We start from the raw sequence: 13,899 nt of genomic DNA on the forward strand, positions 1-13,899 counted from the left end.
CTATGGTGATGAAAATGCTGGAGTTCTGGCCTCAGACCGGCAAAACTGCCGGTTCGCTCACGTGCTGTGATCGATAGCACATCGACGAGAACGGCCCGTGCCGCACCGCCTCGCCTGTCGGGCTGAGCAGGGTCAGCACGTCATTCGCAAACGCCTGGGCGTTGGCCTGCGCCTTGGCAAGGTTGCTGACCTTCGCGGGGTCGAGAGAGGAAAGCGTGTCGCCCCGCTCAAAGAGTTCGCGGAAGGCCGTACGCTCCACCAGCGGGGTGTCGACGAGCCGGATCCGGTTCTCCGAAAGCAGCAGCTTGACCCGGCGCATCGCCCGCGTCGTCACGATCGGGTTGACCCGGGTCAGCAGAACCGCGTGGTTGATGTTGGCGCGCGCGTTGTTCTCGATGTGGCGGATCAGGTCCAGCACCTGGATGGCGCCGCGCGCATCCATCACACAGCCCTGCACCGGGATCAGCGTCAGGTCCGAAAGACCGATCGCCAGCGCCACCAGCACGTCGGCCGCCCCGGAGAGATCGATGATCACATGCTCGACCTGACCGCGCAGCCGCCGGAGATGATCGCTGAGCGTGGTTGTCGCGACACCTGAGAGAACGAAGAGATTGCCATCGTTGCGGCCGTGGCGGAACCAGTCGGTCATGCAGGCGAGTGGATCGCAATCAAGAACCGCAACGCGATCGCCGCGCCGGGCGAATTCGCAGGCAAGCAGCAAGGCTGCCGTTGTCTTGCCGGCTCCCCCCTTCGCATTCGCGAGGGATACAATCGCCATCGGTCGACCCTAACTCAACGCAGGCCCGGATTTTCGCGGGCCGATACATACGCACACCCTAATGCAAGCGTTCCAGACCGCGGTAAACAAAGCGTAAAGAAAACGCTCCGCGAGCCCGAAACGTGACAGTTCGATGACGATTAGGTGACAGATCCGCCGCAATGGCAAGTGGTATTTTTGGGCTAACTAAACCGATAGGCCGACGCCTTCGCCGGGGGGCAAAGGCGTCGGGAATTGGTCAGATGCACTCGCGGAAGAGCTTCTTCGCGGCGTCGAGCGTCAACTCGACCGGGTTGCCGCCGGCCGTCGGGTCGACGATCGCCATCTCCGACATTTCGTCGATCCGGTCGGTGCCAACGCCGAGGGCTGCGAGCTTGTCCGGAACGCCGAGTTCCTCGCGCAACTTCAGCACGTAGTCGTAGAAGCCGTCGAAGCCACCGGAAATGCCGAGATAGGCGGCAGCGCGCACTATTCTGTCCTCGATCGCCGGACGGTTGAAACGCAGCACCGGCGGCATCACGACCGCATTGGTCATGCCGTGGTGGGTGTTGTAGATCGCGCCCACCGGATGCGACAGCGAGTGGATGGCGCCAAGGCCCTTCTGGAACGCGACGGCACCCATGGCGGCCGCACTCATCATGTTGGCGCGCGCCTCGATGTCGGTGCCGTCCTTGTAGGCGCGCGGCAGGTATTCCTTCACCAGCCGCATGCCTTCAAGCGCAATGCCCGCAGACATCGGATGATAGAAGGGCGAGGAATAGGCTTCCAGGCAATGGGCAAAGGCGTCCATGCCGGTGCCCGCCGTGATCACCTTAGGCATGCCGACCGTCAGTTCCGGGTCGCAGATCGTGACTGCCGGTAGGAACTTCGGATGGAAGATCACCTTTTTCACATGGCTTGCCGAATTGGTGATGACGCTGGCGCGGCCGACTTCAGAGCCGGTGCCGGCGGTGGTGGGCACTGCAATGATCGGTGCAATGCCTTCGACGCTCGCCCGCGTCCACCAGTCACCGATATCCTCGAAGTCCCAGACCGGGCGGCTCTGCCCGGCCATGAAGGCGACGCACTTGCCGAGGTCGAGGCCAGAGCCGCCGCCGAAGGCGACGACGCCGTCATGGCCTCCATCCTTGAACGCCTTCACGCCGGCGGCGAGATTGATGTCGTTCGGGTTCGGATCGACGTCGGCAAAGATCGCGCGGCCGAGGCCGGCGGCCTCGAGGATATCGAGCGCATTTTGCGTAATCGCCATCGGCGCGAGGCCCCGATCGGTAATCAGCAGCGGCTTCTTCATGCCGACCGCCTTGCAATGGTCGGCAAGCTCCTTGATCCGGCCGGCACCGAACTTGATGGACGTCGGATAGCTCCAGTTGGCGGTGATGGTCATGCGGTGACTTTCTTCAGATGATAGGATTTCGGACGGGTGAGGTTCTGGAAGCCGATGACCGAAAGCGAGCCGCCGCGGCCGGTTTCCTTGACGCCGGTCCAGCAGAGCGCCGGGTCGAGATAGTCGGCGCGGTTCATGAACACCGTGCCAGTCTCGATGTCGGCGCCGATGCGCGCGGCACGCTCGGCATCCCTGGTCCAGAGCGATGCGGTAAGGCCATACTGGCTATCGTTCATCAACTCGATCGCCTGGCTGTCGCTCTTCACCTTCATGATGCCGACGGCAGGGCCGAAGGTCTCTTCGCGCATAAAGGCCATGGAGTGGTCGACATTTACGAGGATCTGCGGCGCGAGATAGGCGCCGCCGTCGTCGGCAGGGAAAAGCTTCGGGTCGATCAGAGCCTTGGCGCCCTTGGCAACGGCGTCGGCGATCTGCTCGCGCACGGTGGCAGCAAAACGCTTGTTGGCCATCGGCCCCAGTGTCGTTTCCGGATCGAGCGGATTGCCGAGCTTGTAGTTGGAAACCCAGGCGACCGACTTCTCGACGAAGGCGTCGTAGAGCGATTCATGCACGTAAATGCGCTCGATGCCGCAGCAGCATTGGCCGGAATTGTAGGTGGCGCCGTCCATCAGCGTGTCGACGGCCGCATCCAGGTCCGCGTCTTCCATGACATAACCCGGATCCTTGCCGCCGAGTTCGAGGCCGAGACCGGTGAAGGTGCCGGCCGCCGCGCGCTCGATCGACCGCCCGCCTTCGACCGAACCGGTGAAGTTGACGAAGTCGAAGCTCCTGGCCGCAATCAGCGCCGCCGTTGTTTCGTGGTCGAGGAAGATGTTCTGGAAGACGTCGGCGGGAACGCCGGCCTCGACGAAGGCGCGCACCATGCGCTCGCCGACGAGGATCGTCTGGCTCGCATGTTTGATGATGACCGTGTTGCCGGCCATCAGCGCCGGCGCGACCGTGTTGATCGCGGTCATGTAAGGGTAGTTCCAAGGTGCAACGACGAAGACGACACCGTGCGGCTCGCGGGCGATGCGGCGCTCGAAGCGGTCGCTCTCCTCGATCACCAGCGGCTTCAGTGCATCGGCGGCGATGGTCGCGACATAGTTCGAGCGCTCGTTGAAGCCCTTGAATTCGCCGCCATAGCGCACCGGCCGGCCCATCTGCCAGGCAAGCTCCGGCACCACTTCGTCGACCATCTCGTTGAGGCGCGCGACACCGGCCAGAACCAGATTGACGCGCTCGTCGAGCGGACGGCGCGCCCAGGCCTTCTGCGCCTGGCGGGCGCGGGAAACCACCTGCTTTGCCATGTCCAGCGGCATCGCCGGGCGTTCTGCGTAGACCTCGCCGTTCACCGGCGAAATGCACTTGATCATGCTCATGATCGTCTTCCTGCTTTCATTGCGAATGATGCGATGGCCGCTCCGGTCAGGAACGGCCATCCTTGTGAATGATTATGTCGCGGGTCAGGCCCGTTCGAAACCGCGTGCGACCTCCCAGTCGGTGACGCGGCGATCATATTCTTCCTGCTCCCAGCGCCCTGCCCGTGCATAGTGCTCGATGACCTCGTCGCCGAAGGCGGCGCGCAGCATCTTCGATTCCGTCAGCGCGGCCGTCGCATCGCGAAGCGTGCGCGGGATCTCGCGCACGTCCTTGCCGCCATAGGCATCACCGACGAAGGGCGCTTCCAGTTCCATCTTGTTTTCGATACCGGAAATGCCCGCCGCGATCAAAGCGGCGAAAGCGAGATAGGGATTGAGATCGGAGCCGCCGACGCGGCATTCGATACGGATCGCCTTGGTGTCTTCGCCGCAGAGACGATAGCCGGCCGTGCGATTGTCCTTGCTCCAGACCGCCTTGGTCGGCGCGAAGGTACCGGCCATGAAGCGCTTGTAGGAGTTGATGTAGGGGGCGAGGAAATAGGTGATCTCGCTCGCATGGGTGAGAAGCCCGGCCACGTAATGGCGCATCATCTCGGACATGCCGTATTTGCCGCTCTCGTCGTAGAACTTCGACGACTTGCCGTCCGCACTCCAGAGCGACTGGTGGATATGCGAGGACGAACCGGCGGCCGCATAGTTCCACTTGGCGAGGAAGGTGATGGCCTTGCCGCGCGACCAGGCGATTTCCTTGCAACCGTTCTTGATGATCGCATGCCGGTCGGCCATGGTCAGCGCGTCGGCATAGCGTACGTTGATCTCTTCCTGGCCGGCCGACGCCTCACCCTTGGAATTCTCGACCGGAATGTCTGCACCCTGGAGACCGTTGCGGATCGCCCGCATCACGTCCTCTTCCTTGGTCGTCTGGAAGATGTGGTAGTCCTCGTTGTAGCCGCTGACGAGCTGCAGATCGCGATAGCCGGACTGGCGGGCGTCGTCATAGGACTGGTCGAAGAGGAAGAATTCGAGCTCGCTCGCCATATAGGCCTTGAGGCCCATCTTCTCGAGACGCGCCACCTGCTTCTTCAGGATCGCCCGCGGCGAATGCGGCACTTCCTCATGGGTGTGATGGTCGAGCATGTCGCAGAGAACCAGCGCCGTGCCTTCGAGCCAGGGGATGCGGCGAAGCGTCGAAAGGTCCGGCTTCATCGTATAGTCGCCGTAGCCCTTTTCCCAGCTTGTCGCCTTGTAGCCGGGAACGGTCTCCATCTCCATGTCGGTCGCCAGCAGGTAGTTGCAGCTATGCGTTTCCTTCCAGGCGCCATCGACGAAGAACTGCGCGTGGAAGCGCTTGCCCATCAGCCGGCCTTGCATGTCGACCTGGCAGGCGAGCACCGTATCGATGCGGCCGGCGGCGACGTCTTCCTTCAACTCGTCAAACGTATAGCTCATCAACTTCCATCCCATGTTTTGTCACGCGGCCGTTCCCTTGAGGTCACGATATTTTTTGGCCGCGTGAACGTGATCAGCTCGAATTGTCTGGCGCGGAGTGCGGGCCGGAAGCCGCGCACATTGTTTTCGATTTCGTCCGGCCCCAAAGAAAAGGCGGAAGTCGCGGTCGCGCTTCCGCCCTTTTGTCGTTGATCAGATCTGGCCGACGGCCTTCTCTGCAGCGGCGATCTCTGCCTGACGGCGTGCCACTTCGTCACCGATCGGCGGGCCGCGGAAGCGGCGGCTCTCGAAGCCGAACCAGACAGCGCCGGTCAGCACCAGGAAGCCCACGGTGATGTAGAGTGCCCAGTCGTTCGGCGGCTGCACGCCGAGGATGAAGATCAGCACCATGGCGATGATCGAGAGCACCGCGAACAGCTTGAACATGCTCTCACCGAGGTTCCACGGACCCATCTTGTCCCACTTCGAGGTTCCCCAGGCGAAGAGGCCGAGGGTGATCGGGATCGCGAAGGAGAAGAACAGGAAGATGACCGTGCACGAAACGACGATGGTGTAGACCGGCGTCTCGCCGATCGAGACCAGCGACGAGCCCCAGACGAACAGGACCGACAGGATCGAGCCGATCCAGATCGCGGCAACCGGCGTGCGGTAGGTCGGGCTCACCTTGGCAAGCGCCTTGGAGGCCGGCAGGCCGCCGTCACGCGAAAACGCGAAGATCATGCGCGACACCGAGGTCACCGTTGCCAGGCCGCACAGCCACTGGCTGACGAGGATGGCGAGATAGAGGATGTCCTTGATGATGGGGTGCACCTGCGCATCCATCGCCCAGAAGAACACGTTCCAGCCCTGCTTGGCGGCTTCATCCATGTTCGGGATCATCAGCACGAACGAGCACAGCATGATATAGCCGAAAAGCGCCGACCAGAGCACCGACGAGACCATGCCACGCGGCACCGAATGGGCGGCTTTGACCGTCTCTTCGGAGGTGTGCGCCGAAGCGTCATAGCCGGTGATCGTGTAGATCGGCAGGAGCAGGCCGAGCAGGAACACCCAGGTGCCCGAGGTCTGAGGCCACACGTTGCCGCCGGCTTCACCGGAGTAGTTGGAGAAGGTGAAGAGACGGGCGATGTCGTAGCTGTCGGCTGCGACGAGGCACACGAGCGCCAGCAGGATCGACGTCGCGAAGATCAGGTAGCCCGAAAAGTCGGTGAGCTTGGCTGTCAGCCCGATGCCCATGTGGTTTACCAGCGCCTGCCCGCCGGTGATGATGGCGAGGAAGACGATGCGCGTCAGAGTCGTATCGGCGAGGCCGAAATAGGGCGTGCCGAAGGAACCCATGAAGAAATAATAGGTGCCGACGTTGATCGCACCGAGAACGGTGACGAGACCGAGCAGGTTGAACCATGCTGTCAGCCAGCCGGTGAAGCGGTTGCCGAGGATTGAACCCCAGTGATAGAGGCCACCCGCCGTCGGATAGGCCGAGCTGATCTGTGCCATGGCAACGGCGAAAACCAAGGAGATGAAGCAGCCAAGCGGCCAACCGATGCCGATCGCGGCGCCCCCCGCGCCGGCGGTCGCCTGGGCGAGCGAGTTGATGCCGCCCGAAAGAATGCAGATGATCGAGAACGACACCGCGAAGTTCGAGAACTGGCTCATGCGCCGCTCGAGCTCCTGGGCATAGCCCATCGAGTGCAGGACGCTCATGTCCTGCTTTTTGTCTGAATCACTGTAGTCCGACATTTTTCTTCCCCTGATTTCTTCAGACCACACCGCCCCATTGCGGCAGGGTCCCATCAACCACCTGCCCCGGTTGGCCGGAACAGGACCGCGGCAACGCCGCTCCCCAGGGTCTTTTATTGTGCTGAAACAGCCGCAGCGCCTTTGCGCAGCAGCCCTTCCAGGTAATCGGCCATGACCCTTTGGCCGATGTCATTGCGAATGAGATCGTTGCGGATCTCGATCATCACATTCGGCAGTCCGTTGTGGACGCCATATTCGATCAGGCTATGGGTAACGCCGTCGGCCGGCCCATAGGGCTCGTTGCGCCGGATGTCATAGGCAACCTGCCCCTTGGTGGCGGTCGCGAGCATATGGTCGGCCAGCCGGCTGTCGGCATCGTGAAGCACGCCGACTTCGACGGCGCGCGGCTTGCCGAAATAGACGGGCGTGAAACTGTGCATCGTCACGAGAACAGGCGGGCGCCCCGCGGCCTTGCGGTCGGATACGAACCGGGCGACGGCATCGTGGAACGGCCGATAGATCTCGTCGACCCGCGCCTGGCGCTCGTCGGCCGACATCGTCCGGTTTCCCGGGATCTCGTAGACCTCGCTGACAGCAGGCATCGCCGCATCCGCTTCCGGCGGGCGGTTGCAGTCATAGGCAAGGCGGGAGAAGCGCTGGTAGATCAGGGACCCGTCGAGCTTTGTTGCGAGCAGCTTGGCAACCGCAAGCGCACCCGGGTCCCAGGCAATATGACTTTCGAGCGCCTGTTCGCTGAGGCCAAGCGTGCCCAGGCGTTCGGGAACGAGGCGCGAGGCATGCTCGCAGACGAGCACAATATCGCCCTTGCCTGCGGCGTTCTCGATCGCAACCGGATCGCCATCTGCTTCGGTCAAAAGTCGCGTCAACACCGGCATCCCCTCTTGCCCCGTTAGACGTTCGTTAATGAAAAGAATTCTTCAGAGGATGACGCATGTCAATCAAAATCTGAAACGATCTCTTCAAAATTGCGATTGACTCCAATTGTGACAGCGATGTTTAATCTGTCACAAACCGGCTTAAGATCGGTTCAGGGGAGACAATTTGAGCAGCAAGGCGACGTCCACCACCGTGTCGGATGTGATCAACGCCCACTTCACCGTGCTGACCCGCGCGGAGAAGCAATTGGCGGAGACGCTTCTCGACAATTATCCCGTTTCGGGACTCGGTTCGATCACCACGGTTGCCGAGAACGCCGGCGTTTCGACACCGACGGTCGCCCGCATGGTGCAGAAGCTCGGTTTCCGCGGTTTTCCGGATTTCCAGGCAAGGCTGCATCAGGAATTGGAAGCGACGATTTCCAATCCGATCACCAAGCACGACCGCTGGGCTGCCAATGCACCCGGCACCCACACGCTCAACCGCTTTGCCGACGCGATCACCAGCAATCTGCGCGAGACGCTGACCCAGATCGAGCCGCAGGAATTCGACGAGGCGGCCGCGCTGATCGCCGACCGCAAGCGCAGCATCTATCTGCTCGGCGGCCGCATCACCCGCTCGCTCGCCGATTATCTCTTCACCCACCTTCAGGTCATTCGGCCGGGGGTCACCGAAATCGCCACCAATGCCAGCGCCTGGCCGCACTACGTGCTCGACATGCGCCAGGGCGACGTACTGATTCTCTTCGACATTCGCCGCTACGAGCAGGAGATGGTGACGCTTGCCAAATCCGCCCGCGAGCGGGGTGTCGAGATCATCCTTTTTACCGATCGCTGGAGTTCACCGGTCGCCAAGTCCGCCTCAAGGGTGTTTCGCTCGCAGATCGAGGTGCCGTCCGCCTGGGACAGCTCCGTCGTCATCCTGTTCTTGATCGAGGCCCTGATCGAGGCCGTTCAGAGTTCGAACTGGGACGAAACCCGGGATCGGATGAAGACGCTCGAGGGCCTGTTCGATTCCACCCGCATCTTTCGCAAACCGGTCTAGGAGAATTCGCCGACACGTTCACAGGATTTCATGCAGTTATGCGACAGTGGCCCGCCGAAGCCAAAAAAGAAATGTTCTTCCAACGACATACGCGGCGCGAACGGATAAACCCCTGTCACATTACTTTCATCGCATCTCTTTAACAGCTTCGCCGAAATCGACTGAAACCCCACGAATTTGACTAAACCCATAAGGAGAACTCCAGTGATTTCAAAAACCCAACGCCTGCTTTCACTCTCCACCGCCATTTTCCTGGCGACGACGGCAATCGCCGCTGCCGAACCGAGCGCCGAGCTCATCGAAGCCGCCAAGAAGGAAGGCATGCTGACGACCGTCGCCCTGCCCCACGACTGGTGCGGCTACGGCGACGTCATCGCTTCCTTCAAGGCCAAGTATCCGGAAATCCAGGTCAACGAACTGAACCCGGACGCAGGCTCGGCCGACGAAGTCGAAGCCGTCAAGGCCAACAAGGACAACAAGGGCCCGCAGGCTCCTGACGTCGTCGACGTCGGTCTCGCCTTCGGCCCGCAGATGAAGGCCGAAGGCCTGCTGCAGCCCTACAAGGTCTCCACCTGGGACGAGATCCCGGACAGCGTCAAGGACGCCGAAGGCTACTGGTACGGCGACTACTACGGCGTCATGTCCTTCCTCGTGAACAAGGACCTCGTCCAGAACGCACCGAAGGACTGGGCTGATCTGCTGAAGCCGGAATATGCCGGCCAGGTTGCTCTCGCCGGTGACCCCCGCGCCTCGAACCAGGCGATCCTCGGCGTTCTCGCCGCTGGCCTCGCCAAGGGTGCAAAGTCCGGCAAGGAAGCTGGTGAAGCTGGTCTCGGCTACTTCGCCGAACTGAACAAGGCCGGCAACTTCGTTCCGGTTATCGGCAAGTCGGGCACGCTCGCCCAGGGCTCGACCCCGATCGTCGTTGCCTGGGACTACAACGCGCTCGGCTGGGCAAAGACGCTCAACGGCAACCCGCCGACCGAAGTCGTCGTTCCGGCCAGCGGCGTTCTCGCCGGCGTCTACGTTCAGGGCATCTCCGCCTACGCGCCGCACCCGAACGCAGCGAAGCTGTGGATGGAGCACCTCTACTCCGACGAAGGTCAGCTCGGCTGGCTCAAGGGCTTCTGCCACCCGACCCGCTTCAACGCCATGGTCAAGGCCGGCAAGGTTCCCCAGGAGCTGATCGACGCCCTGCCGCCGGCAGCCGCTTACGAGAAGGCCTACTTCCCGACGCTCGAAGAAGTCGACGCCAACAAGGCTGCCGTCACCGGCGGCTGGGATTCCGTCGTCGGCGCGAACGTTCAGTAAGCCTTTCCACAGACATGTCGCCCCGACCGGTTTTCCGGTCGGGGCGCATAGGTTATTCGTAAGAAATTCAAGTCCTTGGAGCGAGATCTGGGAGCCGTGCGCGGCTTCGTCGGTTTCCCGCTTCTTGCTTGCAACAATCGATAACGCCCGCGTGGAAAACGCGGCTTCAGGGGCGCGAACGGAATGTCATCTGCTAAACCCGACGCCAGCCCGCCGGCGCGTCGCCTACCGCTTCACTGGCTGGGCATTCTTCCCTTTGCCGCCTTCGTGACGCTGTTCCTGCTTTTGCCGACGATGAAGATCGTGGTCGGCGCGTTTCAGACGCCCGATGGCAGCTTCACGCTCGACAACATCCGCGGCCTGTTCACGCCCTCGATTCTGGCTGCCTACTGGATCTCCATCAAGATCAGCATCGCCTCGGCGCTTCTCGGCTGCCTGATCGGCTTTGCCATGGCGTCCGCCATCGTCTTCGGCGGCTTGCCGAAGGGGATCCGCGGACCGCTCCTGACCTTCTCCGGCGTCGCCTCCAACTTTGCCGGCGTACCGCTCGCCTTTGCCTTTCTCGCGACGCTTGGACCTGTCGGCATCGTCACCGTCTTCCTGCGCTCGAACTTCGGGCTCGACCTCCGGATGCTCGGCTTCAACCTGCTGTCCTTCTGGGGGCTGACGGTCACCTATCTGTTCTTCCAGATCCCGCTGATGATCCTGATCATCACGCCGGCACTCGACGGCCTGAAGCGCGAATGGCGCGAGGCCGCCGAGATCCTCGGCGCCACCGGCCTGCAATACTGGCGCATGGTCGCCTTCCCGATCCTGCTTCCGTCGCTGCTCGGCACGCTGGCGCTGCTTTTCGCCAATGCCTTCGGCGCCGTTGCGACCGCGATCGCACTCACCGGCTCGTCGCTCTCGATCGTGCCGATCCTGCTCTTTGCCCAGATCCGCGGCGACGTGCTCGGCAACCCGCATCTCGGTTACGCGCTCGCCTTCGGCATGATCGTCGTCACCGGTATCGCCAACGCGATCTACATCTGGCTGCGCAGCCGCAGCGAAAGGTGGCTGAAATGAAGAAGATCTGGGCCTGGGGAGCCCTCGTTTTCGGCCTCCTCTATTTCACCCTGCCGCTCATCGGCATGACCAACTTCTCCTTGAAGATGCGCCGCGGCGAATACTCCTTCGACGCTTACCAGAAGGTCTTCGCCGACCCGCGTTTCCAGGAGACCTTCACCTACTCGGTGCTGCAGGCCTTGTTCACCATCCTCTTCGGTGTTCTGCTCGTCGTGCCGACAGCCTACTGGGTCCGCCTCAAGCTGCCGCGGCTGCGCCCCGTCATCGAGTTCATCACGCTGCTGCCGCTGGTCATCCCAGCGATCGTCATCGTCTTCGGCTACATCCGGCTCTACAACACCTCGAGCTGGCTGCCGTTGACGGGCTCGCTCACCGGCACCAACATCCTCCTGATGTTCGGCTATGCGACGCTTGCGCTGCCCTACATGTACCGCGCGGTCGACACCGGCCTTCGCACCATCGACGTCGCCACCTTGACCGAGGCTGCCCAAAGCCTCGGCGCCGGATGGACGACGATCCTTGCCAAGATCATTCTGCCGAACGTGCTCGTCGCCGTGCTCTCGGGCGCCTTCCTGACCTTTGCCATCGTCATCGGCGAGTTCACCATGGCGGCCTTGCTCAACCGCCCGGCTTTCGGCCCCTACATGCAGCTCCTGGGCGCCAACCGCGCCTATGAACCGGCCGCACTCGCCGTCATTGCATTCGGCATCACCTGGGGCTGCCTCGGCCTCATCCAGCTCGTCTCGCGCTTTCAAAAAAGCGCGCCTCCTAAGGCCTGAGGACCGCACCCATGAGTTTCCTGTCACTCACCAGCATCAAGAAGTCCTTCGGCCCGGTTCACGTCGTGCACGATTTCAACATGGACATCGAAAAGGGCGAGTTCGTCTCGTTCCTCGGGCCATCGGGCTGCGGCAAGACCACGGTCCTGCGCATGATCGCCGGCTTCGAAAGCCCGACCAGCGGCAAGATCGTCATCAACGGCCGCGACCAGAACTCGCTGAAGCCCAACCAGCGCAACATCGGCATGGTGTTCCAGGCCTATGCGCTGTTTCCCAACATGAACGTGCATGACAACGTCGCCTTCGGCCTCAAGGTCGCAGGTACAGACAAGTCGGAGATCGACGCGAGGGTGAAGCAGATGCTCGGGCTGATCAAGCTCGAGCACCTGGCGGACCGCTTCCCCTACCAGCTCTCCGGCGGCCAGCAGCAGCGCGTTGCGCTTGCCCGCGCCATTGCGGTCAAGCCGCAGGTGCTGCTGCTCGACGAGCCGCTGTCGGCGCTCGACGCCAAGATCCGCGTGTCGCTGCGCGAGGAAATCCGGCAGATCCAGCAACAGCTCGGCATCACCACCGTGTTCGTGACCCATGACCAGGAAGAAGCGCTGTCGATCTCCGATCGCATCGTCGTCATGAATGCCGGCCGCGCCGACCAGATCGGCACCCCCTTCGAGATCTACAACACGCCGTCAACGCGTTTCGTCGCCTCCTTCGTCGGCACGCTCAGCATCATCGAAGGCAAGGTCGCGGACCCGGCCGCGGGTGCCGTCACGATCGGCAACCAGCAGATCGCGCTGAAGGATCCGATTGCCGGCATGAAGGGCGGCGACAGCATTTCGCTGGCGCTTCGTCCCGAAGCGGGCTCGATCGCCGAGGGCGCCACGGGCGACACGTCGCTTTCCGGCGAGGTCGTCTCGACGAGCTTCCTCGGCTCGGTCATCCGCACGCGCCTTCGCGTCGGCGGCGACGTCATCTCCTTCGACATGTTCAACAATCCGGGTGTGGCCCCGCCGGTTTCCGGCGACAATGTCACGCTGCGCTTTGCCGCCAAGGACCTCTTGGTCATCCGCGAGTAAGCGGATTGGAAGCCATCGGAACGATTTCTTCCGATGGCTCCAAACACTGGAAAAATCTGTCGTGATTTCTGGCATTTTCGTCGCACCGTGCGTTTGACCGCGCGCGGTCGCGCTATATAGTCGCGTTGTTCTCAGGGCGGGGTGAAATTCCCCACCGGCGGTAGCGGCCGAAAGGCCGAAGCCCGCGAGCGCCTCAGGGTTTCGCCCTGGGGGTCAGCAGATCCGGTCAGAATCCGGAGCCGACGGTCACAGTCCGGATGGAAGAGAGCAAGCAGCAACGTGGGTCCCCGCGACGGGACCTCGCGCGCATGCATGTTCGCCCGACGGGATCATTGGAAACGCCAAACCCTGAAAGGCTTGAGACCATGACCATTCTTTCCCACCCCGCCGCCAAGATCGCGATCGTTCGTGCCCGCTGGCATGCCGATATCGTCGACCGCTGCGTCGATGCCTTCGTCACGCAATGGACGAAGCTTGGCGGCTCGGCAGCCGACGTCGAGATCTTCGACGTGCCCGGCGCGCTCGAGATCCCGCTGCATGCGCAGACGCTGGCCAAGACCGGCCGCTATGCCGCGATCCTCGGCACCGCCTTCGTCGTCGACGGCGGCATCTACCGCCACGATTTCGTCGCCGGCACCGTGCTCGACGGCATGATGCGCGTGCAACTTGACACCAGTGTGCCGGTGCTTTCCGCCGTACTGACGCCGCACAATTTCCAGGAAAGCGAACCGCTGATCGCCTTCTTCCGCGAGCACTTCGTTACCAAGGGTACGGAGGCGGCCAACGCCTGCGCCCAGATCCTCGACGCCCGCGCCAAGCTGGCGCTCGTCAACGCCTGATCGGCGAGATGCGGTTGAGGTAGGCTCGCCCCTCATCCGCCCGGTGAAGGCTTGCCCCTCATCCGCCCGGTGAAGGCTTGCCCCTCATCCGCCCGGTGAAGGCTTGCCCCTCATCCGCCCGGTGAGGGGAATGCCCCTCATCCGGCCTGCCGGCCACC

At 62.5% G+C, this 13,899-nt stretch carries 12 protein-coding genes and 1 riboswitch; of the genes, 6 read left to right on the top strand and 6 right to left on the bottom strand.

The window, feature by feature from the left end; all coding sequences use genetic code 11:
• Positions 1-31 precede the first annotated feature (31 nt).
• From IB277_RS11140 to IB277_RS11165, 6 genes are all read right to left on the bottom strand, one after another.
• Entirely contained in the window at positions 32-778 is a 747-nt protein-coding gene (locus tag IB277_RS11140; protein ID WP_063891130.1) for a ParA family protein, read from the bottom strand.
• Positions 779-1,016: 238 nt separating this feature from the next.
• Positions 1,017-2,162, bottom strand: coding sequence for an iron-containing alcohol dehydrogenase (locus IB277_RS11145; RefSeq protein ID WP_060515901.1), 1,146 nt, complete (start codon positions 2,160-2,162; stop codon positions 1,017-1,019).
• On the bottom strand, positions 2,159-3,544 hold the full coding sequence (locus IB277_RS11150; RefSeq protein WP_060605765.1) for an aldehyde dehydrogenase family protein: 1,386 nt from the start codon (positions 3,542-3,544) through the stop codon (positions 2,159-2,161). Before IB277_RS11150 ends, IB277_RS11145 begins: the two co-directional genes overlap by 4 nt.
• 84 nt (positions 3,545-3,628) lie before the next feature.
• Positions 3,629-4,993 (bottom strand): glutamine synthetase family protein, encoded by a 1,365-nt coding sequence (locus IB277_RS11155; RefSeq protein WP_034792288.1) that lies wholly within the window; start codon positions 4,991-4,993, stop codon positions 3,629-3,631.
• A 192-nt stretch (positions 4,994-5,185) separates the two neighbouring features.
• On the bottom strand, positions 5,186-6,733 hold the full coding sequence (locus IB277_RS11160; RefSeq protein WP_034792285.1) for an amino acid permease: 1,548 nt from the start codon (positions 6,731-6,733) through the stop codon (positions 5,186-5,188).
• A gap of 113 nt (positions 6,734-6,846) precedes the next feature.
• Complete coding sequence (locus IB277_RS11165; protein ID WP_082566243.1) at positions 6,847-7,620, bottom strand: N-formylglutamate amidohydrolase; 774 nt, start codon at positions 7,618-7,620, stop codon at positions 6,847-6,849.
• 175 nt (positions 7,621-7,795) lie between these two features.
• On the opposite strand from IB277_RS11165, the gene IB277_RS11170 reads away from it, so the two are divergent.
• From IB277_RS11170 to IB277_RS11195, 6 genes are all read left to right on the top strand, one after another.
• Positions 7,796-8,674 carry a MurR/RpiR family transcriptional regulator gene (locus IB277_RS11170; RefSeq protein WP_034792277.1) on the top strand — a complete coding sequence of 293 codons (879 nt, stop codon included), beginning with the start codon at positions 7,796-7,798 and terminating at the stop codon, positions 8,672-8,674.
• 204 nt (positions 8,675-8,878) lie between these two features.
• Positions 8,879-9,985: an ABC transporter substrate-binding protein gene (locus tag IB277_RS11175; RefSeq protein WP_034792275.1), complete on the top strand. Its 1,107-nt coding sequence runs from the start codon at positions 8,879-8,881 to the stop codon at positions 9,983-9,985.
• A gap of 183 nt (positions 9,986-10,168) precedes the next feature.
• Positions 10,169-11,050, top strand: a complete 882-nt coding sequence (locus IB277_RS11180) for an ABC transporter permease subunit (RefSeq protein ID WP_034792273.1) — start codon at positions 10,169-10,171, stop codon at positions 11,048-11,050.
• Entirely contained in the window at positions 11,047-11,829 is a 783-nt protein-coding gene (locus tag IB277_RS11185) for an ABC transporter permease (RefSeq protein WP_034792271.1), read from the top strand. Before IB277_RS11180 ends, IB277_RS11185 begins: the two co-directional genes overlap by 4 nt.
• An 11-nt stretch (positions 11,830-11,840) precedes the next feature.
• A complete protein-coding gene (locus tag IB277_RS11190; RefSeq protein ID WP_090294330.1) occupies positions 11,841-12,902 on the top strand; it encodes an ABC transporter ATP-binding protein in 1,062 nt (353 codons plus the stop codon).
• 123 nt (positions 12,903-13,025) lie between these two features.
• Positions 13,026-13,175: riboswitch (FMN riboswitch) on the top strand.
• A gap of 92 nt (positions 13,176-13,267) precedes the next feature.
• Complete coding sequence (locus IB277_RS11195) at positions 13,268-13,741, top strand: 6,7-dimethyl-8-ribityllumazine synthase (RefSeq protein WP_090294331.1); 474 nt, start codon at positions 13,268-13,270, stop codon at positions 13,739-13,741.
• The last annotated feature ends 158 nt before the right edge of the window (positions 13,742-13,899 follow it).

This window comes from Ensifer sp. ENS07 (genome assembly GCF_014852185.1).
Classification (GTDB): domain Bacteria; phylum Pseudomonadota; class Alphaproteobacteria; order Rhizobiales; family Rhizobiaceae; genus Ensifer; species Ensifer adhaerens.